The 24,645-nt window shown below is 59.8% G+C and carries 17 protein-coding genes; 9 read left to right on the top strand and 8 right to left on the bottom strand.

Annotation, left to right across the window (positions count from 1 at the left end):
* Nucleotides 1-44: 44 nt before the first annotated feature.
* Together D8780_RS05585 and D8780_RS05590 are read right to left on the bottom strand one after the other, a co-directional pair.
* Nucleotides 45-758, bottom strand: coding sequence for a DsbA family protein (locus tag D8780_RS05585; RefSeq protein WP_121644722.1), 714 nt, complete (start codon nt 756-758; stop codon nt 45-47).
* Between the two features lie 26 nt (nt 759-784).
* Nucleotides 785-2,182, bottom strand: a complete 1,398-nt coding sequence (locus D8780_RS05590) for a M48 family metalloprotease (protein ID WP_121644723.1) — start codon at nt 2,180-2,182, stop codon at nt 785-787.
* A 151-nt stretch (nt 2,183-2,333) separates the two neighbouring features.
* Between D8780_RS05590 and D8780_RS05595 the strand changes: the two genes are divergently transcribed.
* Nucleotides 2,334-3,530: a pyridoxal phosphate-dependent aminotransferase gene (locus D8780_RS05595; RefSeq protein ID WP_425373620.1), complete on the top strand. Its 1,197-nt coding sequence runs from the start codon at nt 2,334-2,336 to the stop codon at nt 3,528-3,530.
* Between the two features lie 54 nt (nt 3,531-3,584).
* On the opposite strand, the gene D8780_RS05600 is transcribed toward D8780_RS05595, so the two are convergent.
* A complete protein-coding gene (locus D8780_RS05600) occupies nt 3,585-6,482 on the bottom strand; it encodes a ribonuclease E/G (RefSeq protein ID WP_121644724.1) in 2,898 nt (965 codons plus the stop codon).
* Nucleotides 6,483-7,105: 623 nt separating this feature from the next.
* On the opposite strand from D8780_RS05600, the gene D8780_RS05605 reads away from it, so the two are divergent.
* The 3 genes from D8780_RS05605 (at nt 7,106) to prfB (ending at nt 12,166) form a co-directional block, all read left to right on the top strand.
* Complete coding sequence (locus D8780_RS05605) at nt 7,106-8,290, top strand: N-acetylmuramoyl-L-alanine amidase (protein ID WP_158598447.1); 1,185 nt, start codon at nt 7,106-7,108, stop codon at nt 8,288-8,290.
* Nucleotides 8,291-8,487: 197 nt separating this feature from the next.
* A complete protein-coding gene (locus tag D8780_RS05610; protein ID WP_121644726.1) occupies nt 8,488-10,938 on the top strand; it encodes a penicillin-binding protein 1A in 2,451 nt (816 codons plus the stop codon).
* A 111-nt stretch (nt 10,939-11,049) separates the two neighbouring features.
* Nucleotides 11,050-12,166 (top strand): peptide chain release factor 2 gene (gene prfB / locus D8780_RS05615; RefSeq protein WP_121644727.1). Its coding sequence is split into 2 segments (ribosomal slippage): nt 11,050-11,118 and nt 11,120-12,166, totalling 1,116 coding nucleotides; the frame shifts between segments, so codons are not numbered across the junction.
* A gap of 34 nt (nt 12,167-12,200) precedes the next feature.
* On the opposite strand, the gene D8780_RS05620 is transcribed toward prfB, so the two are convergent.
* The 3 genes from D8780_RS05620 to D8780_RS05630 all read right to left on the bottom strand — a co-directional run bounded on the left by D8780_RS05620 (nt 12,201) and on the right by D8780_RS05630 (nt 14,851).
* Entirely contained in the window at nt 12,201-13,427 is a 1,227-nt protein-coding gene (locus D8780_RS05620) for a M23 family metallopeptidase (RefSeq protein ID WP_121644728.1), read from the bottom strand.
* 81 nt (nt 13,428-13,508) lie between these two features.
* Nucleotides 13,509-14,387 (bottom strand): ferritin-like domain-containing protein, encoded by an 879-nt coding sequence (locus D8780_RS05625; protein ID WP_245412275.1) that lies wholly within the window; start codon nt 14,385-14,387, stop codon nt 13,509-13,511.
* On the bottom strand, nt 14,384-14,851 hold the full coding sequence (locus D8780_RS05630) for a peroxiredoxin (protein ID WP_121644729.1): 468 nt from the start codon (nt 14,849-14,851) through the stop codon (nt 14,384-14,386). The genes D8780_RS05625 and D8780_RS05630 overlap by 4 nt, the downstream gene beginning before the upstream one ends.
* A gap of 75 nt (nt 14,852-14,926) precedes the next feature.
* Between D8780_RS05630 and D8780_RS05635 the strand changes: the two genes are divergently transcribed.
* A complete protein-coding gene (locus D8780_RS05635; protein ID WP_121644730.1) occupies nt 14,927-18,262 on the top strand; it encodes a YhdP family protein in 3,336 nt (1,111 codons plus the stop codon).
* Between the two features lie 15 nt (nt 18,263-18,277).
* Here D8780_RS05635 and tyrS read toward each other — a convergent pair whose 3' ends face one another.
* Nucleotides 18,278-19,531 (bottom strand): tyrosine--tRNA ligase, encoded by a 1,254-nt coding sequence (gene tyrS, locus D8780_RS05640; RefSeq protein WP_121646395.1) that lies wholly within the window; start codon nt 19,529-19,531, stop codon nt 18,278-18,280.
* 86 nt (nt 19,532-19,617) lie between these two features.
* Here tyrS and D8780_RS05645 point away from each other — a divergent pair, with 86 nt between their 5' ends.
* Complete coding sequence (locus D8780_RS05645) at nt 19,618-20,739, top strand: anhydro-N-acetylmuramic acid kinase (protein ID WP_121646396.1); 1,122 nt, start codon at nt 19,618-19,620, stop codon at nt 20,737-20,739.
* On the opposite strand, the gene D8780_RS05650 is transcribed toward D8780_RS05645, so the two are convergent.
* The gene (locus D8780_RS05650) at nt 20,736-21,410 is read right to left on the bottom strand and encodes an alpha/beta hydrolase (protein ID WP_121644731.1); all 675 of its coding nucleotides are present in this window, start codon (nt 21,408-21,410) and stop codon (nt 20,736-20,738) included. The two genes, D8780_RS05645 and D8780_RS05650, sit on opposite strands and share 4 nt — an antisense overlap.
* A 205-nt stretch (nt 21,411-21,615) precedes the next feature.
* Here D8780_RS05650 and D8780_RS05655 point away from each other — a divergent pair, with 205 nt between their 5' ends.
* The 3 genes from D8780_RS05655 (at nt 21,616) to D8780_RS15720 (ending at nt 24,642) form a co-directional block, all read left to right on the top strand.
* Complete coding sequence (locus D8780_RS05655; RefSeq protein WP_121644732.1) at nt 21,616-22,788, top strand: cysteine desulfurase family protein; 1,173 nt, start codon at nt 21,616-21,618, stop codon at nt 22,786-22,788.
* Nucleotides 22,789-22,927: 139 nt separating this feature from the next.
* Entirely contained in the window at nt 22,928-24,466 is a 1,539-nt protein-coding gene (gene sufB / locus D8780_RS05660) for a Fe-S cluster assembly protein SufB (RefSeq protein WP_121644733.1), read from the top strand.
* Between the two features lie 17 nt (nt 24,467-24,483).
* Entirely contained in the window at nt 24,484-24,642 is a 159-nt protein-coding gene (locus D8780_RS15720; protein WP_158598448.1) for a hypothetical protein, read from the top strand.
* The last annotated feature ends 3 nt before the right edge of the window (nt 24,643-24,645 follow it).

The raw sequence follows: 24,645 nt of genomic DNA on the forward strand, positions 1-24,645 counted from the left end.
CCTTGTGACGCCCTTACAATGAAGGGGCGTGCGCCCAGCGACCTTCAGCCGTCCTGCGCTTCTTGCGGCGCGGTCCGGCTGACCAGACTGTCGAATCCGAACGGGCCGTTCTCATCGAAATAGGTCGGAGTGCCATTCACCTGAAGGGCTCTGCCGAGTTTCTGTGTCTTTTCCAGCTGTTGCACAGTTTCTTCTTCCGACATCGCGGCGCGCAGTTCGTCTTCGTCGACACCGAGATCGGTCGCGATCTCGACAGCCTTTTCTTCGGTAGCCCGCCCGTCCGTCGTGTACATATTGTTGTGGAATTCGGCATATTTACCCGGTGCGATGCGCCGGAGGGCAACGGCGACGATATGCGCGTCTTCCGAATCCGGCCCGAGAATCGGGTATTCCTTGAGGACGATCTTCAGATCGGGATTGGCCGCGATGGCTTTCTGCGCCTCGCCATAGGCCTGCCGGCAGTAGCCGCAATTGTAGTCGAAAAATTCCACCACTGTCTTCGATCCATCAGGGTTGCCGAGGACGGCGTCTTCTGCGCTGCCGAACAAGTCCTTCTGCGCTTCGGCTTGCTGCTTCTCCGTCAGGGCCCGCGAGACCTCGACCAGAATTTCCGGATTCTCAAGCAGATACTCCCGCACGATCTGCTCGATATCAGATCGGGTCATGGCGGCTGGCGCATCCTGGGCTCCGGCCGGTCCCGCGATCATCAGCGTGCCGGCAACAGCGACAGGAACGAGCTTTGTAGAGAGACGGAACATTCAGAAATTCCTTTCGGCGAACCGCGTCAGCGCTTCTTCGTTATGATGGGTTTGTAGTCGATGATGTCCTGAGCGCGAAGCCAGATCGGGCTGCCGCGGGGCGCTCTGGTTTGCGAACGAGCGGCAAAGATCTTCGCTTCCTTGATCTTGCCCGAGTAGAAGAGCTCGTTCGCCGAGGAAAGCTCCGCCGCCGCTACATCGCCTGTCATGCCATATGCCTGAGCGAGAAAACGCCAGCCCATCGGCGTTTCCGGGTCCGACCGCAGGGCACTCTCGAGAGCCTGAACAGCTTGGCGGGCCTGGTCTGGCTGGCCCGTGGCAACGAGCGCTTGCGCCTGCAGGCTGGCCAGAACCGCCGAATTGCCGCCATCGAGTTGCCGCGCGCGACCATAGGCATTCGCCGCGTCCGAAGCACGGTTGAGGCGTATCAGAGCATCGCCGCGCAATTCGTGGAAATAGGGGTAATTGGGTCGCGCCCGCAGAAGCGAATCGGCTTTTTTCAGCGCTCTCTGTGGAGAGCCATGGAGGAGCTCAGTCATGGCAGCGGCGTAGTCGCGGGCAAGAGAGCTTTGCAGCCTGGAAGTCACACGTCCTGCTGAACGGCTTGTATAGGCAGCGATTTTCGCTCTCGCCAGATCGTGCCTTTCCTGAAGGGTTGGATCATCCTTCTTGTCGAAATATGGACTCTGCATCGCAAGCGTCCGCAGCGCCTGAAGGCGATCCTGGGGCAGGGGATGGCTCATCACGTAAGGATCTCGACGAACGCCCGCCAAAGCGGAGCCTCTGGCCATGGATTCGAAGATGGTCAGCATTCCGCGCGGCGATTGCCCGGTCTTGCGAAGGTAATCGAGTGCGCTCCGATCGGCCGTCATCTCTTCGGTTCGGGCGTAGGAAAGAAGCGTCCGCCGCGAGGCCTCGACACCGCCCGCAGCGGTCGCCGCGCCCACGCCAGGCAGATTGCTTGAGCCGGCTGCCATACCGGCCGCCGCCACGCCCGCACCAAGCAGTGAGGTAATCACGGCCAATGTCTGCGCGCCACGCGCCTGGTCACGCAAACGATGCAGATGGCCGCCTGCCAGGTGCGCCGCCTCATGCGCGATGACGCCTATGACCTGGTTGGGATGTTCCGCGGCAAGAATCGTCCCCGTATTCATGAAGAGCCGGCGACCATCGACGAAGGCATTCAGACCGGGATCGTTCACCAACACGATGGAGACACGACGAGGATCAATGCCAGCCGCCTGGAAGATCGGGCGGCTGTAAAGCCCAATCAGTTGTTCAATCTCTGCGTCGCGGACCACATTGAGGTCGCGTCCCGAGCCTGCCGCCAGCAGCGGCGTTGGAATGCTTGTCAGAACGAGAGCCAGGGCGGCAAGAACCGCGAAGGGACGGCAGCACAAAGAACGAAGGGTCAGTCTGATCATGGCACGTATCTAACGCTTTCCGCGAAGGACGAATAGTCTTCGGCCATAGCCTGACACTCCCGCACTTTGTCTTCAGGACAGGTGTTGGCTTGTCGCTAGAAGACCAATCGGGCATTTCTGGGGTACAGCTTGATGAGAGATGGGAAGAGTGATGAGTACACAACCGGCGCGCGCCGAGGGATCGGCAGACTCCATGTTGGAATTGTCGCACAGGGCGAGCCTTGTCGAGCCTTTCCACGCCATGGACGTCTTTGCCGCCGCCAACCGGGCACGCCAGGCCGGCGTTGACGTTATCTCGCTGGCGGTGGGCCAACCGGCAGATCCGGCGCCGCAAGGTGTGCGAGACGCCGCGATGAAGAAGTCCGCCGAAGGCCTCGTGAGCTACACCAATGCACTGGGGTTGGACGTGCTGCGCCAGGCCATCGCCGAGCATTACAAGGATCATTATGGCGTTGATGTCTCTGCGTCACGTATTGCCGTCACGAGCGGCTCATCCGCGGGCTTCAATCTGGCGTTCCTGTCCATGTTCGACCACGGCGACCGTGTCGCGATCACGCGACCCGGTTATCCGGCCTACCGGAATATTCTCTCCGTACTTGGCCTTGAGGTTGAAGAGATCTCGACCGCGGAAACAGGCTATCTCACCGCTGATTCCCTGCGTGAGGTTCATGCGCGTAAGCCGTTGAAAGGACTCCTCTTCGCAAGTCCCGCCAATCCCACCGGTGCGTCAATGCCCGCTGAGGCGCTTCAGGAACTGGTTGCTGTTGCAGCCGATCTGGGCATCGCCCTCATTTCGGACGAAATCTATCACCGGCTGAATTTCGCGCGGCCGGATGCCACCGCAGTGGCCTTCTCGGACGACGTCGTCGTGATCAACTCGTTCAGCAAATACTATTGCATGACAGGATGGCGCATCGGCTGGATGGTTCTGCCTGAGAGACTGGTCCGGCCAGTCGAGCGTGTCGCCCAGAGCCTCTACATCAGCGCGTCAGAAATATCCCAGATCGCGGCGGTCGAAGCCTTTAAATGCACCGAGGAGTTGGACGCCATCCGGTTTCGCTATCAGCAGAGCCGTGAACTGTTGATGGATGCCTTACCGAAGCTGAATCTGCCCCTTCTGGCGCCTATGGATGGAGCGTTCTACGCCTACTGTGATGTCAGTGCCTATTCCGAGGACAGCCAGGCCTTCGCCAAAACGATGCTGGAAGAAACAGGGGTTGCCGCATCGACCGGCGTGGATTTCGATCCGATCGATGGCCACAAATCGCTGCGATTCTCCTACTGCCAGAGGCCGGAGCGGGTAGCTGAAGCCATTGAACGCATGAAGAATTGGCTAAAGGCGGGCTGACGCCGAAGCATCGATAAATGGAAAAAGCCGGCCCGAAGGCCGGCTTTTTTACGATCAGAAGAAACCGCCGCGGTTCCACCAGCCGGAACGGCGGGGTTTCTTTTCAGGCTCGGCCGGCTGCTCGCCCTCCGGGCTCACCGTCGTGACCTTGACCTCGCCCGGCGCATCGTCATTGCCGGCGCGTCGAACGCGTCTGGTCCGTCCGCGGGGCTTGCTGTCGTCCTCATCAGCCGCAGCAACAGCAGTTTCGCTGCTTTCCTCCGCCGACTGATCGGCCGTCTGTTTCTCCGATTCCGCTTCGCCTTCGCCGCGCGCGTCGCCAGCGCTGGTATTGACCTCGTCGGCCGTATTCACTGATGGCTCAACCAAGACGGACTGGCTTTCCGTGGAAACGTGTTCCTCCTTCGCCGCCTCGGGCTCAACCTTCACAGCTTCCGCAGTCTTCTGATCCTGCTTCGGTGCGGCTTTGTCCTCATCACCAGCGGTCGGAGCGACGCGGCTCTTATCGTCGTCCGTCTTTTGATCGGCTGTTGAGGAATCGGACTCATCATCTGAAGACGAGTCGCCATCATTTTGATTTTCTGATTCTTTTGCCCGATCACGATTTTTCCGACCACCGCGGCGGCCGCGCCGGCGGCGCCGATTGGAGCCCTTCTGATTGTCGGAATCATCATCCGAGGACTCGTCATCATCGTCCTGATCGTCGCTGGAATCGTCGGATGCTGTCTCGTCCTGACTGGACGTGTCATCCTTGTTACCACCGCGACGACGGCGACGGCGACGGCGCTTGCGGCCGGAGCCTTCGTTCTCATCGTCACTATTGCCGCTATCGTCAGCATTATTTTCGGGCGCCGAAGCGTCTTCCGCCTCTTCCTGCTCCGCCTCGGGCTCGACCAGAGCGGTCCGGCCCGTTGATGGCGGCAAGGTGCGCTCGGCAATCTCTTCTGCATTCGCAGCTTCACCACGCTGAATGTCGAGAACTTTTGCGCCGAGCGTTTCATCCACCTCGAGCGAGATGGCCACACCGAAGCGACGCTCCAGATCCATCAGCATCGCGCGCTTCTGGTTCAGAACATAAAGAGCGATCGGCGCCGCCGTGCGGACGGTCACATTGAAGCGGCTGTCGCGCGTCAGATGGTCTTCGACCGAACGGATCACATGCAGGGCCGTGGACGAATCGGAGCGGATATATCCGGTGCCGTGGCAGTGATCGCACGGATGCATCGTGCTTTCGAGAACCGATGCGCGAATACGCTGGCGGCTCATCTCCATAAGGCCGAACGGCGAAATCCGCCCGACCTGGATGCGCGCCCTGTCGTCCTTCAGACAATCCTTCAGCTTTTTCTCGACGGCGCGGTTGTTCCGCTTTTCATCCATGTCGATGAAATCGATGACGATCAGTCCGGCCAGGTCGCGAAGGCGCAGTTGACGTGCGACCTCTTCGGCTGCCTCCAGATTGGTCGCGAGCGCTGTGTCCTCGATAGAGTGCTCGCGCGTGGACCGCCCCGAGTTGACGTCGATGGCGACGAGCGCCTCGGTCTGGTTCATGATGAGGTAGCCACCGCTTTTCAGCGTGACTTGTGGCTGCAACATCTTGTCCAGCTGGGATTCCACGCCGTGCCGTGCGAACAGGGGCTGTGGGTCGCGGTACGGCTGAACGGCCTTTGCATGGCTCGGCGTGAGCATGCGCATGAAGTCCTTCGCCTCGCGATAACCCTCTTCGCCAGCGACAAGAATCTCGCTGATATCCTTGTTATAGAGGTCGCGCACACTGCGCTTGATAAGGCTGCCTTCTTCATAGACCAGGGCAGGAGCAGTCGATTCCAGTGTCAGGGATCGCACATTGTCCCAAAGCCGCATGAGATACTCGTAGTCGCGCCGGATTTCCGGCTTCGACCGATTCGCGCCTGCCGTGCGAAGGATGACGCCCATGCCCTGCGGCACGTGGAGTTCCTTGACGATGTCTTTCAGCCGCTTGCGGTCGGCGGCCTGGGTGATCTTGCGCGAAATGCCTCCACCGCGTGCCGTGTTGGGCATAAGAACGGAGTAGCGGCCCGCAAGCGACAGATAGGTCGTCAGCGCTGCGCCCTTGTTGCCACGCTCCTCCTTGACCACCTGAACGAGCAGGATCTGGCGGCGCTTGATGACCTCCTGGATCTTGTAATTCTTGCGCATGGAGCGCTTGCGACGTGTTTCCTCGACGGGATCGTCCGATCCGAGATTCTCGATCTCTTCATCATCCTCGTCTTCGTCGTCGTCACCATCTTCATCGGCATCGTCATCCGAGGCTTTCTCAGTCGGTTCCGATACGACATCGCTATCGACGGCCATGGCGATCGACGAGGGATCGTCATCGGACTTCTCATCATTCGCACCGTCGGTGTTCTCCGGCTGATCGCCTTCGGCTGCGGGAAGGGGCGGCTTGTTGGTGGCATCATCCGGCGCGACGATATCTTCTGCGGCAGGAATTTCGGCATCGTCCGAGTTGGGTGAGGATTCCGAGGACGTTTGCTGATCGTCACTCTGTTCGTCGGATTTGCCCTGTCCGTCCGAGGCTTTTACCTCGTCGGTCTTCTTCTTCGATCGGGTCGAACGGCGTCGACGACGCGAGCGGGTGTTCTCCTCCTGCTCGTCGTCCTCTTCCATGCTTTCGCGGAGGGCTTCTTCCGCCTCCGCAGCGGCAAGCGCCTGCCGGTCGGCAAGCGGGATCTGGTAATAGTCCGGATGGATCTCCGAGAAAGCGAGAAAGCCGTGCCGGTTGCCGCCATATTCGACGAAGGCGGCCTGCAGCGATGGTTCTACCCGCGTCACGCGGGCAAGATAGATATTACCCTTCAGCTGCTTCTTATGCTGTGATTCAAAGTCGAATTCTTCGATCCGGTTGCCGCGACACACCACCACACGGGTTTCTTCCGGGTGGGAGGCGTCGATCAGCATTTTGTTGTTGGACATTAGGTATGAACTCCTCGGCCAGACCTGATGCGTCATCCGTCCGTCTTGGCGGTCCGGGAGGGCAGGGCTGGCCGGTAAAAAGAAGGTCTGACGAGAAACCGGGCGGCGATGCGAACAGATCACTTGCCGCGCAGAAAATGCGCGTAGCGGAGGTTCTGTCGTTTCGCGCTGAAATTGTCATGGTTTCGCCGAATTGACCGTTGCAACAAGGAACCGCCGTATTCGGTTAGGTTCCGACCTCGCTCAATATGTCGCAGCACGGGATGAGCCGACCCGGCCGCCTTCCTCTGGAACGACGGATCGTTACGACGACCGCCGAGAGAATTCTTTTGGATCGTCGCTTTCGGGGGTTCGTCGGCAATCGCTTTGTAAAGAGCGATTCAAGCAGCACGAACTGACCGCCGGAAAGGATATATTGATCCGCATCCCTTGTAGGTCTTCGTTGCGTCTGTGGCAAGAGAGGCAATCTGGGCCCGCAATGCGGTAAAGAGAAGATTAACGCGGTCATGCGAATCTCTTCAATCGTGCGGCCCTCAAGACGACCGATACCAGGTAAGAACTCCGTGAGATATTTCTTCTCCAGATATCGCTCAGACCGTCCGGCGCGCTCTTGGCCCTTTTGCGTGGTGGCCGCCATCGGTTTGCTCGGCCTTCCCGCGGTCGCTTTCGCCGAGGATTCGCTTCCTCACCGACTCTATTCGATCGAAATTACGGGCGACGAGCAGGATACGGCCGTAAGCCTGACCTTCGACAGGGATCCGGAGCTGGCCGTGAAGATGCTGAGGGGACCGGAAAGGCTGATCGTGGACCTTCCGGCGACCGCCTTCGAAATGCCACCGGAAGACGTGCTGCCGAACGGCCTGGTTCAGTCGATCCGCTATGGCGCGATGGACCAGCAGCGCTCGCGCATGGTCATCGGCATGCGCGGCCCGTTCACCCTTGATGGGCCGGAAAAGGAGCTGCGTGAAGACGGACGCTATACGGTTTCGTTCGATCTGAACCTCGCCTCGCAGAACGCCTTCGAGACGGCCCTCAAGGAGCGTCTCGCTTCTGCCTCGGTGGTCACGGTCTCGACACCAAAGAGTGAGCGGCTGCCAAGTAACTCGCCGGAGCGAAAGCCTTTCACGATCGTGGTCGATGCGGGTCATGGGGGGATCGATACCGGCGCGCGTGGACGCGACGGCGTCAAGGAAAAGGATATTACGCTCGCCTTTTCTCTGGAGTTGAAGCGGCAACTGGAAAAGATAGAGGGCGCACGGATCGTCCAGACGCGGGTCGACGATCGCTTTATCGCTCTCAATGAACGGGTTCGGATCGGTCGTCAGGCAGATGCCGATCTCTTCATATCGATTCACGCCGATTCCGTGAGGCAGGATTACGTACGCGGCGCGACGGTCTACACCATCTCAAAAAAAGCCTCCGATGCGATGGCTGCACGTTTGGCCGATTCAGAAAACGCGGTCGATTCCGTTGCGGGAATCGACCTGCCGGAAGAGGCGGAAGAGGTGTCGGATATTCTTCTCGATCTCACTCGGCGTGAAACGAAGGGCTTCTCTCTGCGCTTTGCGCGTAAGCTCGTTGATTCGATGGGTGAAGTGCTGCTGATGATCAAGCGTCCTCACAGGCATGCGGGGTTCCGTGTATTGACGGCCCCGGACGTCCCGTCCGTCCTCATCGAACTGGGTTATCTCTCCAACGACAAGGATGAGTCGCTGCTTCAGGATGATGAGTGGCGCACAAAAGCCGCTTCGGCTATTGCGGCGGCTGTTGCTCAGTACGGAGAGGTCCGGGAGGCGTCATTACGCTGAAACAGGACCGGCAAAACCCCTAGCAGAATGGCCTCTCGCCCCATTTTGTCCAAGAACTTACGCCAAGAGGTTTGAGGAATAGATGGGGACGGGCAGGTCTGGCGGGGCGCATCCATGCGCAAAATCGTGCAGATGAGCAGGACGAAGCGGCCAGCGGGCGCTTTTTTGTCGTCGGGACCTCGCAAAGGCGGGCAGTAATGATTCGGATCATCGGTTATCTTTTTGGTATAGGTGTCGTCGCGGCTCTGGCGGTTGCCGGCGCGGTCGCGCTTTTCATCACGCATGTCAGTTCTGATCTGCCGAATTACGAGGTGCTCGCCAACTACCAGCCGCCGGTGACGACACGTGTTCACGCCGCCAATGGTGGCCTGATGGCGGAATATGCCCGCGAGAGACGGCTTTTCCTGCCGATTGCCGCCGTGCCGGATCGGGTCAAGGCAGCTTTTCTATCCGCCGAGGACAAGAACTTCTACACCCATCCCGGGCTCGATGTTCAGGGCCTTGCACGGGCGATCGTCAATAATCTGCGCAATGGGACGAGGCAGGGCGCTTCGACGATCACGCAGCAGGTCGCCAAGAACTTTCTGCTCACCACGGAGCAGACCTATGAGAGGAAGGTGAAGGAGGCGATCCTCGCCTTTCGGATCGAGCAGGCCTACTCGAAGGATCGGATCCTCGAACTCTATCTCAACGAGATATTTCTTGGCTTCGGCTCATACGGCATCGCGAGCGCGGCGCTCTCCTATTTCGACAAGAGTGTCAACGAGCTGACCGTTGCCGAGGCCGCGTATCTCGCGGCCCTGCCGAAGGCACCGAACAATTATCACCCCTTCAGGCACCGCGAACGTGCCGTCGATCGCCGCAACTGGGTGATCGGGCAGATGCTCGAAAACGGTTATATCACGCAGAAAGAAGCCGATGAGGCACGCGCCTCGGCTCTGGGCGTCAAATCGCGTCAGGACCGCCATACCTATCTCTTCGCCGGCGAATATTTCACCGAGGAAGTACGCCGCGAGATCATCGATCGTTACGGCGTTGATGAACTCTACGAGGGCGGTCTTTCGGTCCGCACCACGATCGATCCCGATCTGCAGAAGATGGCTCGCAAATCGATGCAGAAGGGGCTGATCGAATTCGACGTCCAGCGCGGCTATCGCGGACCCTACAAGAAAATCGAGCTGGGCGACGACTGGGGCAGCGCGCTCGCCCAGGTCGAAGGCCTTTACGATGTACCCGAATGGCAACTCGCCGTGGTGCTGGAAACGGGCGATAATTCGGTGGAGATCGGCCTTCAGCCGGGCCGCAAGGGCGACGGTTCCGTCGTTGACAAGCGTGAAACCGGGACCATCGCAAAGAGCGACATGAAGTGGGCCATGCGCCACCGTGTCGACGGCTCGATGAAGAATGCGAGTTCGCCCGCCGGCGTGCTTGAGCAGGGCGACGTCGTCTTTGTCGAAAAGACCGACGAGGGGGAGGGGAGCTATCGCCTCCGCCAGCCTCCGGAGATCGAGGGTGGCCTGGTCGCCATGGATCCCCATACAGGTCGCGTGCTTGCCATGGTCGGCGGCTTTTCCTTTGCAGAGAGCGAGTTCAATCGGGCCACGCAGGCCATGCGCCAGCCTGGCTCGTCCTTCAAGCCGATCGTTTATGCTGCCGCCCTCGACAATGGCTATACGCCAGCCTCGGTGGTGATGGATGCGCCGATCACCATCAAGAGTGGCAATACCGTCTGGGAGCCGAAGAACTACGGCGGCAAGTCGGCTGGTCCCTCGACCTTGCGGCTTGGCATCGAAAGAAGCCGCAACCTCATGACCGTTCGGCTGGCCAAGGATATGGGTATCGATCTGGTGGCCGAATATGCCGAACGGTTCGGCATCTATGACAAGATGGGCCTCTATCTGCCCAACTCGCTCGGCTCCTCCGAGACCACTGTCATGCGGATGGCGACGGCCTATTCGATCATGGCCAATGGCGGCAAGCAGATACGCCCCTCGCTGATCGACCGGATCCAGGACCGGTATGGCAAGACGGTCTACAAACACGATCAGCGCGGATGCGAAGGCTGCTCCGCCAAAGAATGGTCCGGTCAGTCCGAGCCGACGCTCGTCGATAACCGCGAACAGGTTCTCGATCCCATGACCGCCTATCAGATCACCTCCATGATGGAGGGTGTCGCAAAACGCGGCACGGCGGCGAAGCTTGCCGATATCGGCTTTCCCGTCGCGGGCAAGACCGGCACCACTAATGACGAGAAGGACGCCTGGTTCGTCGGCTTCACGCCGGATCTCGTCGTGGCGCTTTATCTCGGCTACGACACGCCGCGGCCGATGGGCCACGGTTCGACCGGCGGCGGTCTGGCCGTACCTATTTTCAAGGACTTCATGAGTAAGGCCCATGAAGGCAAGCCGAACGTTGATTTTCAGGTGCCGGAGGGCATGTTGATGATACCGATCGACCGGCGTTCGGGTATGCGCACGGCGAGCAGCGGCGGTGGCAACGTTATCATTGAGGCGTTCAAGCCCGGGACCGGCCCGGCCGATGTCTATAATGTGATCGGCATGGAAACTGTTGCGCAGACCGATGCGCCGCGGAACGTTTCCCAAGAATCACGTGAGATCATCCAGTCCGCTGGTGGCGGTCTTTACTGAGGCCGGAGCAGGCACTTTACAGCGGGCTGGCACTGACTATGTTGCGCCCGGAATGGAGGCCGCCGAACGGGCGGCCTTCTCGCATCCGATTTCAGGAAGGACGCTCACGCCATGCGCGCAGAGACGGAGAATCTCGTTGACGAGATCAAGCAGGCACTCAGCCTGCTGAGGAGGCATCTTTGACTGGGATGCCGCACAGAAACGCCTCGGCTATCTGAATAGCCGCGCCGAAGACCCCTCTCTTTGGGACGACCCAAACGAAGCGCAGAAGCTGATGCGCGAGCGTCAGACGCTCGAGGAGAACATCTCCGCGATCAGCGATATGCAGCAGACGCTGGATGACAGCATCGAACTGATCGAACTCGGTGAAATGGAAGGCGACGAAGAGATCGTTCGCGATGCCGAGAAGACGATCCGACAGCTTGAAGGTAAGATCGACAAGCGTCGCATCGAGACGCTTCTGTCCGGGGAAATGGATCAGTCCGATGCGTTTCTCGAAGTCCACGCCGGAGCCGGCGGTACCGAGAGCCAGGACTGGGCCAATATGCTGCTGCGCATGTATACGCGCTGGGCGGAGAAAAGGGGCTTCAAGGTCGAGGTTCAGGACGTCTCCTACGGTGAGGAGGCCGGCATCAAGGGTGCTACGCTTCTCATCAAGGGTGAGAAGGCCAATGGCTGGCTGAAGACCGAGAGCGGCGTTCATCGTCTGGTTCGGATTTCGCCTTACGATTCGAATGCGCGCCGGCACACATCGTTTTCGTCGATCGGCGTCTATCCGGTCATTGATGACAATATCGAGATCGATATTCAGGACAAGGATATCCGGATCGATACGTTCCGGTCCTCCGGTGCCGGTGGACAGCACGTCAATACGACCGACTCGGCGGTGCGAATCACACACATGCCGACCGGGATCGTCGTGACCTCTTCGGAGAAGAGCCAGCATCAGAACCGCGCCAATGCCATGAAGGCGCTACGTGCGCGTCTTTACGACCTTGAGATGAAGAAGCGCGAAGATGCCGCATTGGCCGAGCATGACGCCAAGACGGATATCGGCTGGGGTCATCAAATTAGATCCTACGTTCTCCAGCCCTATCAGCTCGTCAAAGATCTGCGGACGGGGGTGGAAAGCACCAATCCCACCGAAGTACTCGACGGAGGACTGGACGAGTTCATGGAAGCGGCGCTTGCCGGCAAGGTCGTCGGAGAGGTCGAGGACGTCGAATAGCTGTTTGGATTGATCGAGAAGGCCAGGAGAGCGGTCAGAGCACGCTTCTGACCGTCTCGCCGGCTTTCAGGAAGCGATCCGGATTCAATGCCGCCCCACGGCGTCGAATTTCGTAATGCAGGTGAGGGCCCGTCGACCGGCCCGTTGAGCCGACCTGGCCGATCACCGTGCCGCGTGCCACTTCCTGTCCGGTCTTGACCGCAATTTCGCTGAGATGACCGTAACGCGTCGTTAGACCATTCCCATGCCGGATTTGGACCATGCGGCCATAGCCGCCGTTGCGTCCTGCTTTCACCACGACACCATCCGCCGGCGCTATGATCGGTGTGCCGCTCGTCGCTTTGAAGTCGATGCCCGAATGCATGGCGCGTCGACCAATGATGGGATCCCTGCGGATTCCGAAACTGGACGTGACCGCATGACCGGGAAGGGGATGCGCCAGCGGAATGGCCGCTGCGCTACCGCGAATCCTGTCATAACGTTGGAGTGCTGTATCGAGACGCTCCACTACCGAATTGAAATCCGTGGACGCGCCATCGTCGACCTCTTCGAAGGGGCCGCCCATCGCTTCCGTGCCGGTTGATTCGCCGACAGCGGCAGATGCCATGCCTATCTCGACCAGCGCGGCCTGAAGGCGGTCGCTCGCATCTTCGGCTTTCTGCGTGACATGGGTGATCTGGGCGATTTGCTGCGATTCCATCTCATGGAGCGAGCGCTGCAATGCGACGAAAGCGACATCGGCGCGTTCAGCCAGTGAAAGGCGGAGTTCGCCATCGGCAGCAAAAGGCGTCGTAATGTCGACCTTTGCCTCTTCCTCCGGTCGTGATTTCGGCAGAGGCGGGACAGTCCCGGTCGTCGTTACGCTAAAGTCTCTCAAAATCGGAACTAATTTCGCCGAGCGGCTGGCGAGAACATCCTGCCGTGCCATCAGCTCGAACATTCGTTTCTCGACCAGATGCTGATCGAGCATCTGGCGACTGGTGATCCGGTCGACTTGTCTGCGAAGTTCGGAAATCCGGTCCTCATAGGCATGTTGCATTCGAGCGTCATGGGCTTGCTGACGAACGATGAGATCGTCCCGCATGACGAGATAGGCCGTCGCCGAAAGATAGCTGGCGAAGAGAAGGCCACCGATAGCGAGAAGGCTACGCTTGGCGAGTTTTGGCCCACCTGGAGGGTGCGTCCGACCATTCGAATTCGGGCCTGGTTCCGCTTGGCGCTGGCCGAAAGAGAAGGTGGGATTGACGACAGATGGACCCAAGATTGCCCCCGCTGAGAACGCGGAGGCATTACAGTCTATTAGGGTTAAGAAACCATCCTTCGCTGATCCCTCCGCGCCTTGTCAGTCGGCGCGATGGTCGCTGTTGGAAACCGATGACAGACCACGCCAGAAGGTCGGAGTGAGCCCCGCTGCCGAACGCGCGAAAGCATTGAACGGCGGTTTTACCTGCCCGTGAAAGTGCTCGCGTACCAGCCGACGAAAGCTTGCCGCCGGCTCGACGCCTTCGCGCGCGCAGCAGAAACGAAACCACTTTGCGCCTGTGGCGACGTGACCCTTTTCATCCTCATAGATGATCCGGAGAATGGCGGCGCTTTCCATGTCGCCGACTTCATTCAACTGGTTGACCATGGAAGGCGTCACGTCCAGCCCACGCGCTTCCAGAACCAAGGGCACGATGGCGAGCCGAGCGAAGAGATGGCCCTTCGTATCCTGCGCGGCCTGCCAGAGACCATCGTGTGCCGGCAAGTCGCCATAGGCGGCATCCAGGCTGGAAAGCCGTTCCCTCAGCAGGGAAAAGTGCTTGGCCTCCTCGAAGGCCACTAGCATCCAGCCGTCGAAAAAACTGCGCGGCATCGGTTCGGCGGCAAAGCGTGCGACGATGTCGAGCGCAAGATCGATCGCGTTCAACTCGATATGGGCCAGCGCGTGAAGCAGAGCAATCCGGCCGCGTACACTGCGCAACGAGCGTCTTTTCAGCATACGCGGCGGAACCAACTCGGGCCGCTCCGGTCGCCCGGGACGATCCGGCGGCATCTGATCAAGCGGACCATGCAGTGAGAGATGCCGACCCAGCCAATGCCGGTAGAGCTCGCGCGTCAGAGCGACCTTTCGGTCAAGGTCGGTTTCGGCGACGGCGCGTGAAGCGCCATCGCGCAAGGATCTAACGGACGCAGCATCACCCACAGTCGCACCGTCAACGGCGGCGGCTTCGGCGGTCAAGCCGATTCCGCCGCAGCCAGCACGGCCTCCGCATGGCCCGGCACCTTAACCTTCCACCAGCTTTCCAGAACCTTTCCGTCCTCGCCGACAAGAACGGTGCTGCGCTGTACGCCCATATATTTCCGGCCATACATGCTCTTCTCGACCCACACGCCATAGCTCTCCAGCACCGTCTTCTCCTCATCGGAAGCAAGAACGACATCAAGGTCGTGCTTCTCCCGGAACTTGGCGTGCTTCTTGAGATTATCGGGCGAGATGCCGACGACCGTGGTGCCGATGGCCGAGAACTTTTCCTTGAGCGACGTGAAGGCGAGCGCCTCAGCCGTGCAGCCTGAAGTATCGTCTTTCGGGTAGAAAAAGAGCACGACCTTGTGGCCGCGCTGGGCCGAGAGGTGGAAGTCGTTTCCATCGTCCGTCGGCAAAGTGAAGTCGGGGGCAGTATCGCCCTTTTGTGGCAGTGTCATAGCTTCGCCTCTCTTTTGACATAGCGGTTCGCCGGTCCGATACAGGACGGGGCAGCTGAGGTCTACGGGGCAGGTTTGAACGCATCGTCTGGGGAGGTCGAAGCCGGCGCGCAAGAGCCGGACAGATCGGCGCTGGTCCGCCTCGCTCGGATCATCGCTCTCTTTTTGCTTGGCATTTTCCTACTTTTCAGCATCGCATTTGCCGGTTTGTGGGCGTTTGTCGAGAGCGACTACGGTCGTCAAAAGATCACCTCCGAGACGAATCAGATTCTCCAGACTGCCCTCGGGCAGCCGGTCGCTCTGAAGATCGGCAACATCGATGTCGGCCTGCGCAATGGTTGGCGGCTTGCCGTTCACCTTCGCAATGTGGCTCTTCTGGCGCCCGAAACGCCTGTTCCCCTCGCTTCGCTTGAGAGACTGGACCTCGTCCTTTCCCCATCGGCGCTTGTGACTGGCCGGCTCAATCTAAGCAGCCTTGCTCTGGAGAGAGGGCGGATCGAGGCGGGTCTCCTTGCTCCGGCGGATACCGTCGACGCATTCGCCGCGATCCGTAACGAGGCGGGTCAGATGGACCCGGACAAGGCGACCGCGCTACTCATGGATTCCGCGCGCCTGTTGAACGGCCGCACAAGGGATCTGGGGATCAGGCGGATCGAGCTCGATCGTGTGACGATTGCGCGGGGGCTGATGGAGCTTAGGGTTCATCAGGCTTCTGTGCGCCGAAAGCGCGGCCGCGAGAAGGGGCTCGCTCTCGAGGCGCAGGCTGATCTACACACGGTGACCAATGCCAAAGGCATTGATGTGGCCATTACCTCTGAGGCTGTCTTCACGCCCGATCAACGCGTCGAGCGCCTTAACGCCGAGGTCGAACTGCCCGACCTCGATCTTCAGCCGACGCCGAGAAGCTCGGCCGATATGGCCGGGGTCGGCATTGAGATCGAAGCGACGGAAAAGGATGTACGCGCGCCCGGCAGGGTTACGACCACGCTGGCGATCGACCGTTTCAATCTGACGCCGAGACCGCATGAGCCGGTAGACGGTGCCTTCTCACTGAGTGTTCGAATGGGCGAGGGGACCGGCAAGGCAGAATTCGATGACGGATTTCTGCGATTGGGTCAAACCCATTTGCCGCTCGATGGCGCCATCGGCCCAAGCCCGCTTCGAAGCAAGGAGGGCACGCCCCTCTACCGTTTTGAACTGCTCTCCAACGATGCATCGATTGACGCGGTCGACACGGCCTTGCCGCCGCTGACCGCCAATTTTCTTCTACGTGGCCAGTACGACCCGGTTTCGAAGATTGCATCGGGAGACAGGCTTGCGATCAATATAGCGGGTCGAAAGGCGGAAGGGTGGATCGCACTCGGCTTGACGGAACCGCTCATGCTGGGATTGTCGCTTCGGGCGGACTACCTTCAGACCGATGATCTGAAGCGCCTCTGGCCATACACGATCGCGCCGAAAACGCGCAGCTTCGTGCTGGAAAAGCTGACCGGCGGATCGGGGCGCGACCTCGAACTCGATGTGGCGGCGCCACTGCCAGAGCTCCTCGACCCGCGGTTGCGACGATCCAAGGATGAGTTGCGTGGCAGCCTTAAGATGGAAGGCGTCGCTATCGCTTTGCCGGAAGAACTACCGCTCGTACGGGATACAGGCGGCTCTGTGTCGGTGGAAGGGTCGATAGCAAAAGTCACCATCGATAGCGGCTTCGCAGAGGTTGAAGGGAAAGCGGTGCAATTGCAGCCGACCCGTCTGGATGTGCCGGATACGAAGGCCAAGCCCCTTCGCGCGCAGCTTTCCGTAGCGGTGAAGGGCTCCGCTGATGCGTTGACCTCCATTGCCGAGAAAGAGCCGATTGGCGTGACCCTCCCCATCGCGTCGGAAAGGCTCTCGGGCGAGGCGACGGCCAATGTTGAGGCCGATCTGATTCTCGGTCCGACCATGGGGCAAAAGCCGGTCAGCGCCTTTGCCGTCAGCGCGCAGTTCGCTGACGCTGCGCTCGACGGCAAGTTTCAGGGACACACCGTCTCGAAAGCGCATGGCAGCCTTTTCGTCGATCCAAATGGTTTCACCTTGCGGCTCGACGGTTGGCTGGACGATCTCGCCGCATCCCTCGATCTTTCAAAGCCGAAGGAAGGGCCGATCGAGACGCAGGTCAGCGCGAAGCTCGACCGGAAAGGTTTACGCCGATTTGCGCCGACGCTGGCTGAATATGTCGACGGCACGGTTGATGCCGAGGTCAAAGTCGGTGCGGACGGCGCCTTCGATGTCGTTCTCGATTTGAAGAATGCCTCGATCGGCTTCGCACCGATAGGATGGTCCAAAGGGCTGGGGGTTCCCGGCCGCGCACGATTCCGAATGGAGACGAAGGGCGAGGTCAGCCGAATATCTGATCTTGATTTCGAGACCGGTGCCACGAGAGTGCAGGGCACTATGCTTCTGCAAGGCGGAAGGCTCGAAAGAGCTGATCTCTCCACGCTCGCGCTGAATGAGACCGATGATGCCCGTCTGTCGCTCCGCCATGACGGCGAAACGATGCGTATCATCGTTCGAGGGACAAGGTTGGACGGGCGCGGCATCATCCGCGCCATGACCGCGCCGGCGTCAGAAAAGGCTGAACGACAGGGGGGCGGAGCGAATCCCCTTGCGGGGCGGATCGAGCTGGACGCTTTGATCGGCACTCTCGGCGGGTTCGGCAGTGAGACTCTCCGCAATGCGAAGATCACCTTCAGCGGCTCGGCGGGCGAACCCGATCACGCGGTGCTGAGTGCGGTTTTCCGAAGCGGAAAACGTGTCGCCTTTACCTATGAGAGACAGGCCAACCGCAAGCTGCAGATTGCGAGCGGGGACGCGGGCGCGGTTCTGCGTTTCGCCGACCTCTACGACAAGATGTCCGGCGGACAGATCGACGCGCTTCTGACGGGCGGCGCCGAGCAGCCGATGGCCGGCAAGGTCGACATTGAGAACTTCATGATCATCAATGAGCCGCGCCTGGAATCACTCGCCTCGCGGCGCACCGGCGACCGGAGCCTCAACGATGCGGTCAACGGCAAGCTCGATACGAGCTACGTCTCGTTCGATAGCGGCAGCGTGAGCCTTGTGAAGTCGAAGAACCGTCTGGAAGTCGATAATGGCGTCGTGCGCGGCCCCCAGATCGGCATGATGTTCGAGGGAACCGTCTACGATGCCAACGGTCTCATGAACATGACCGGCACGTTCATGCCGGCCTATGGCTTGAACAGGATATTCGGGGAAATTCCGATCCTTGGCATGGTCCTCGGCAATGGCCGGGAGCAGGGATTGATCGGCGTTACCTATCGGCTGTCGGGTTCGGCCAAGGCTCCCCGGCTGACGATCAACCCCTTATCGGTTGTCGCGCCGGGGATATTCCGTTCGATCTTCGCCTTTCGATGATTTTCGTGAGCGATCTTAGGCCGGCACGACGAGAGCATGACGCTTCTTGCCGACGGAGAGCTTGATGTGGCCTTCCGGACCAAGATCATCAGACGTCACGACAGCGCGTTCATCCGTGACCGGCTGGTCGTTGAGCTTGAGGCCGCCACCCTTGACCTGCCGCCGAGCCTCGCCGTTGGAAGCAGCTAGTCCGGCGCTCACGAAGAGTGAAAGCACACCGATCCCGCCCTCCAGTTCGACGCCCGGCACCGCAATGCGCGGCAACGCATCGCCGGTCTGCCCTTCTTCAAAGGTTCTGCGGGCGGTCTCCGCCGCCTCCTCGGCTGCCGAGCGACCATGCAGCATGGCGGTCACCTCATTGGCGAGCACCTTTTTCGCTTCGTTGATTTCCGAGCCCTGAAGCGCGGCGAGCCTGGATATCTCGTCAAGCGGCAATTCTGTGTAGAGCTTCAAAAAGCGTTCGACATCGGCATCTTCCGTGTTTCGCCAGAATTGCCAGAATTCATAAGGCGAGCGCATATCGGCGTTCAGCCAGACAGCGCCATCCGCCGTCTTTCCCATCTTGACGCCCGACGCCGTGGTGAGAAGCGGAGATGTAAGCGCGTAGAGCTGCGGCGTGCCGAGCCTGTGGCCAAGATCGATACCGTTGACGATATTGCCCCACTGATCGGAGCCGCCCATCTGCAATCGGCAGCCATAGCGCCGGTTGAGTTCGACGAAGTCATAGGCCTGGAGGATCATGTAGTTGAATTCCAGGAATGACAGGCTCTGCTCGCGATCGAGGCGAAGCCGCACGGAATCGAACGAGAGCATGCGATTGACCGAGAAATGACGACCGACATCGCGCAGAAATTCGACGTAATTCAAACCGAGAAGCCACTCGGCATTGTCGATCATCATCGCATCGGTGGGACCGTCGCCGAAGGAGAGATAGTTTTCGAAGCCCTGGCGGATTCCTGCGAGATTGTCGGCGATCATGTCGGAGGTCTGAAGCTTGCGTGCCTCGTCCTTGAACGACGGATCGCCGATCATGCCGGTGCCGCCACCCATCAGGGCAATCGGACGATGCCCGGTCTTCTGCATCCAGCGAAGCATCATGATCTGCATCAGCGAGCCGACGTGAAGGCTTTTGGCCGTCGGGTCAAAACCGATATAGCCCGTCACCGTCTCCGTGGCGAAGAGATCGTCCAGACCTGCCTCATCGGAGGTCTGATGTATGAAGCCGCGCTCGGTGAGAATGCGCAGGAAATCGGATTTGAGGGCCATGATGATCGTTCCGGCTTGGGAGAAGAGCCGCACGCTGGTGGCGCGGCGTTCGCGCGCGCTTTAACACTGTCCACATGAGCGAAACAAGAATCGGATCGCCCCGAACCGCAATTGGCCTGATGAGCGGCACATCGATGGATGGGATCGATGTCGCGCTTGTTCGCTCGGATGGCGATCAAATCATTGAGCGGGGCCCGGGCCTGTTCCTCCCCTACGAAGCGCCTTTTCGTAAAATGTTGCTGCAAGGTCTGGAGGACGCCAGGCTGATCGAGGATCGCCGAGAGCGCCCCGGCGGTCTGGCAGCGATCGAGAACGAGATCACCACGCGCCACATTCTTGCGGTTGATTCGTTCTGTCAGCGATTTTCCTTAAGGCACGAGGATATCGACCTAATCGGGTTCCACGGCCAGACTGTGCTGCATCGTCCGAAGCAGGCATTGACGGTTCAGTTGGGCGATGGCGCCCGCCTGGCAAAGGAAACCGGCATTACGACCATCGCCGATATGCGCGTCAATGACATGGCGCATGGCGGGCAGGGGGCGCCGCTTGTCCCGACCTACCATGCTGCCCTGGCCGCTTTCCTGGGCGAGAATGATCACGCGGTTGCCTTCGTCAATATCGGTGGGATCGCCAATGTCACCTTCGTTCAGCCTGGCGACGAGCCGGTCGCGTTCGACTGTGGGCCGGGCAACGCGCTGATCGACCAATGGGTGCAGGATCAGGCCGGCATAGATTTCGACCAGAATGGAACGATCGCCAGTGAGGGTCGGGTCGTGGAAGGGGTGATCGACGCTTATCTCAGCAACCCGTTCTTCGCAGAAAAGGGCGCTAAGTCACTGGATCGGAATGATTTCACGCTGGAACCGATGGCAGGCCTAGAGCTTCACGACGGGGCCGCGACCCTCGCCAAACTCACTGCAACGGCCATTTTGAAAGCAGCAGACCTGGCGGAGGTTCGTCCTGCTCGCTGGATTATTGCCGGCGGCGGTGCGCGCAACGCGGCCATTCTCCATTATTTGCGGCAATCGGCCGGCAAGGCGCGTGTCGAAAGCGCCGAGCAATGCGGCCTGTCGGGCGACATGATGGAGGCGGAAGCCTGGGCCTATCTTGCCACGAGGAGCTTTGAAGGTCTGCCGCTGACCTGGCCGAAGACCACGGGTGTCTCGAAGCCGGTCAGCGGTGGCGTTTTCTACGGTGCCCAGAAGGCTTAGCGGATCCGCTTCGGCTTTGGCTGGGTCAGTTCGCCGTTCAGGCGGCGGTCGAGATATTCCGAGCAGCTCTCGATCAACTCATCGTGATGGTTGGTATAGAAGTGGTTCGCGCCTTCGATCTGCCTCTGCGTGATCGTGATGTGCTTCTGAGTATGGAGCTTGTCGACCAGCGGCTGCACATCCTTCGGCGTCGATACGCGGTCCTCGGTACCGTGAATGATAAGGCCTGATGAAGGGCAGGGAGCGAGGAAGGAGAAATCGTAGAGATTGGGCTGCGGCGAGATCGAGATGAAACCCTCGATCTCTGGCCGGCGCATCAGAAGCTGCATGCCGATCCATGAGCCGAAGCTGTAGCCGGCAACCCAGCAATGTTTTGAATCCGGATGCAGGCTCTGGACCCAATCGAGTGCCGCTGCCGCATCTGACAATTCGCCATCGCCATGATCGAACTGTCCCTGTGATCGTCCGATGGACCGGAAGTTGAACCGAAGCGTTGTGAAGCCTCGTTTCTGGAACATGTAAAAGAGATCGTAGACGATCCGATTGTTCATCGTACCGCCAAATTGCGGGTGCGGATGCAGCACCATGGCGATCGGAGCATTTTTCTCCTTGGACGGCTGATAGCGGCCCTCAAGCCGACCGGCGGGGCCGGCGAAGATCACCTCTGGCATATTCTCGCTCTTTCTCGAAACGCATTCATTCCCGGCAATAAGGCGATTAGCGCGCCTTGACGCCCTGCGACCGGCTTCCTAGAACCACTTAGAACCGTTCTAAGCGAATATTGGACGCCGAAGTTGGGCTAGATAGGACAGCCGGTATTCGTTTTTCAAGGAAATTAAGGTGCGCCAGGCGCCCATTGTGAAGCAATGAACCGAAATGGCTGAACGCAAACCCCGTCTGAACATGGATTATAACGCCAGCGCGCCGCTTCGGCCGCAGGCGCGGGATGCCATGATTGCGGCGCTGGATGTCGATGCCAATCCTTCGTCGACCCATGCCGGCGGTCGTGCAGCCCGGGCTTTGGTCGAGAAATCGCGTCGGGAGGTCGGAGCCCTTTTCTCAGGGCAGGCCAAGCAGGTCGTTTTCACGTCCGGCGCGACGGAAGCGGCGAATTTCGTTCTGACGCCGGATTGGCAGATGGGGCGCGGCCCGCTCCACTTCTCCAGACTCTATGTCGCGGCCACAGCGCACCCGTGCCTTCTGTCCGGTGGACGTTTCGCCTCAGAGCAGATCGTTCGGATCGGGTCGACTGAACACGGCACCCTGGACATACCGGCGCTCGAAGGGGCGCTGAAGGCTCACGATGTGAAGACAGGCCTGCCGCTCGTGGCGGTGCCGGCTGCATGCAACGAAACCGGCGTAATCCAGCCGATCGAGCCGATAGCGACTCTCGCGCGTATCCATGGCGCTACTCTGGTCATCGACGCCGTCCAGATGGCCGGACGTTTGCCGATCGATCTAGCCATGTCGACGGGCGACTATTTCATCGTGTCGGCCCACAAGATCGGCGGGCCCAGAGGCGTGGGCGCGCTTGTCTCGCTGTCGGACGTTTTGATGCCCGCTCCGCTCATCAAGGGCGGAGGGCAGGAGAAAGGGCATCGCGCAGGAACCGAGAATACGCTGGGGATTGTAGGCTTCGGTGCAGCCGTGAAGGCGGCACAAGCCGATATGGATGAAGCGCGCTGGGCCGATGTGGAGCGCCAGCGCGACACGTTCGAGCAAGAACTCAAAGCCGTCTGTCCATCCGTGATGATCCACGGCGAGGTCGCTTCCAGACTGCCCAATACCAGCTTCTTCACCTTGCCGGATATCAAGGCCGAGACAGCTCAGATCGCACTTGATTTGGAGGGAATCGCTGTGTCGGCGGGTTCCGCCTGTTCGTCTGGAAAGGTCGGTCCGAGCCATGTTCTCAAGGCGATGGGCGCGGACCGTCCGGAGGGAGCTGCCCGTGTTTCTTTCGGACCGGAGACCTCATTGGATGACATTCAGACCCTGCTTTCGTCACTGCGAAAGTTGTTGAAGCGCAACGGGGACGCGAAAGCGGCCTGATAAAGAGCCGTGAACACTTATGGCCGCTGCTTTCAATCGGCGCGGCGGAACACTAAATGGACGGCATAGACCGTCTGCAAGCCCGATCTATCGGGCCCCAACCGCCGGACCTTGACCTCGGCGAGGAATGGAGAACGACATGCCTGCAGTGCAGGAGACGATCGAGCAGGTCCGCACGCTCGATGTGGACCAGTACAAATACGGTTTCGAGACCGAGATCGAAAGCGAGACCGCCCCGAAAGGGCTCTCCGAAGATACCATCCGTCTCATCTCGCAAAAGAAAGGCGAGCCGGAATGGATGCTTCAATGGCGCCTCGACGCTTATCAGCGGTGGCTCACCATGGATGAGCCGAGCTGGGCGCGCGTGAATTATCCGAAGATCGACTTCCAGGATATTCACTATTATTCGGCGCCGAAGAACTTCAAGGACGGCCCGAAGAGCCTCGACGAGGTCGATCCGGAAATCCTGAAGACCTACGAGAAGCTCGGTATTCCGCTCAAGGAGCAGGAAATTCTTGCCGGGGTCCGTCGGGCGGACGAACCAAGCGAACTGGACGACAGCAGTGAGACGCCGCCTGCCGATGCGCCATATGGGCGCGGACGTGTCGCCGTGGACGCTGTTTTCGACTCCGTTTCGGTCGCGACAACGTTCAAGAAGGAGTTGCAGAAGGCCGGCGTGATCTTCATGCCGATCTCGGAAGCCATCCGCGAACATCCCGATCTGGTCAAGAAATACCTCGGCTCGGTCGTTCCGCAGGGCGACAACTATTACGCAGCACTCAACAGCGCCGTCTTCACCGACGGGTCCTTCGTCTTCGTGCCGAAGGGCGTTCGCTGCCCGATGGAGCTTTCTACCTACTTCCGGATCAATGAGCGCAATACCGGCCAGTTCGAGAGGACGCTCATCATTGCGGAAGACGGAGCGTACGTATCGTATCTGGAGGGCTGTACCGCTCCCCAGCGCGACGAGAACCAGCTTCATGCGGCCGTGGTCGAACTGGTGGCTCTGGACGATGCGGAGATCAAATATTCGACCGTCCAGAACTGGTATCCCGGCGACAAGGACGGCAAGGGTGGCATCTACAATTTCGTCACGAAGCGCGGCGATTGCCGGGGTGCCAATAGCCATATCTCGTGGACGCAGGTCGAGACCGGTTCGGCCATCACATGGAAATACCCGTCGTGCCTGTTGCGCGGTGATGGCAGCCGTGGCGAGTTCTACTCGATCGCCGTGTCCAACGGGCATCAGCAGATCGATAGCGGCACCAAGATGATCCATATCGGCAAGAACACGACGAGCCGGATCATCTCGAAGGGAATATCGGCGGGCACTAGCCAGAATACATATCGCGGACAGGTTTCCGTGCTCCGAAAGGCGGAAGATGCCCGCAACTTTACCCAGTGCGACAGTCTTCTGATCGGCAATGAGTGCGGCGCTCACACGGTGCCCTATATCGAGGCCAAGAATGCCTCGGCACGATTGGAGCACGAGGCGACCACGTCGAAGATCTCCGAGGATCAGCTTTTCTACGTGATGCAACGCGGCATTCCGGAAGAAGAGGCGATCGCGTTGATCGTCAACGGCTTCGTCAAGGATGTGATCCAGGAACTGCCGATGGAGTTCGCGGTCGAGGCGCAGAAACTGATCGGCATCAGCCTCGAGGGTAGCGTCGGCTGATGGCGTCTGCGGACCTCATGAGTGGAATTCTGACGCCGCTTGCGGCGGGAGCAGGGGCCTATCTGGCCACGCTGTTTTCGCCCAATCTGAGACAGCAGTCCAACAAGGCAAACGCTGTCCTGGTCGTCGTCGTCATCGTCATTACAGCCGGCCTCAAATGGACTGGCGTTTTCTAGATA

It is taken from the genome of Notoacmeibacter ruber, assembly GCF_003668555.1.
GTDB classification, from domain to species: domain Bacteria; phylum Pseudomonadota; class Alphaproteobacteria; order Rhizobiales; family Rhizobiaceae; genus Notoacmeibacter; species Notoacmeibacter ruber.

Coding starts and splice junctions, on each gene's coding strand:
- D8780_RS05595 (WP_425373620.1), top strand. CDS start 2,334: ATGAGTACACAACCGGCGCGCGCCGAGGGATCGGCAGACTCCATGTTG.
- sufB (WP_121644733.1), top strand. CDS start 22,928: ATGCCTGCAGTGCAGGAGACGATCGAGCAGGTCCGCACGCTCGATGTG.
- D8780_RS05630 (WP_121644729.1), bottom strand. CDS start 14,851: ATGACACTGCCACAAAAGGGCGATACTGCCCCCGACTTCACTTTGCCG.
- D8780_RS05655 (WP_121644732.1), top strand. CDS start 21,616: ATGGCTGAACGCAAACCCCGTCTGAACATGGATTATAACGCCAGCGCG.
- D8780_RS15720 (WP_158598448.1), top strand. CDS start 24,484: ATGAGTGGAATTCTGACGCCGCTTGCGGCGGGAGCAGGGGCCTATCTG.
- D8780_RS05610 (WP_121644726.1), top strand. CDS start 8,488: ATGATTCGGATCATCGGTTATCTTTTTGGTATAGGTGTCGTCGCGGCT.
- D8780_RS05600 (WP_121644724.1), bottom strand. CDS start 6,482: ATGTCCAACAACAAAATGCTGATCGACGCCTCCCACCCGGAAGAAACC.
- D8780_RS05650 (WP_121644731.1), bottom strand. CDS start 21,410: ATGCCAGAGGTGATCTTCGCCGGCCCCGCCGGTCGGCTTGAGGGCCGC.
- D8780_RS05590 (WP_121644723.1), bottom strand. CDS start 2,182: ATGATCAGACTGACCCTTCGTTCTTTGTGCTGCCGTCCCTTCGCGGTT.
- D8780_RS05585 (WP_121644722.1), bottom strand. CDS start 758: ATGTTCCGTCTCTCTACAAAGCTCGTTCCTGTCGCTGTTGCCGGCACG.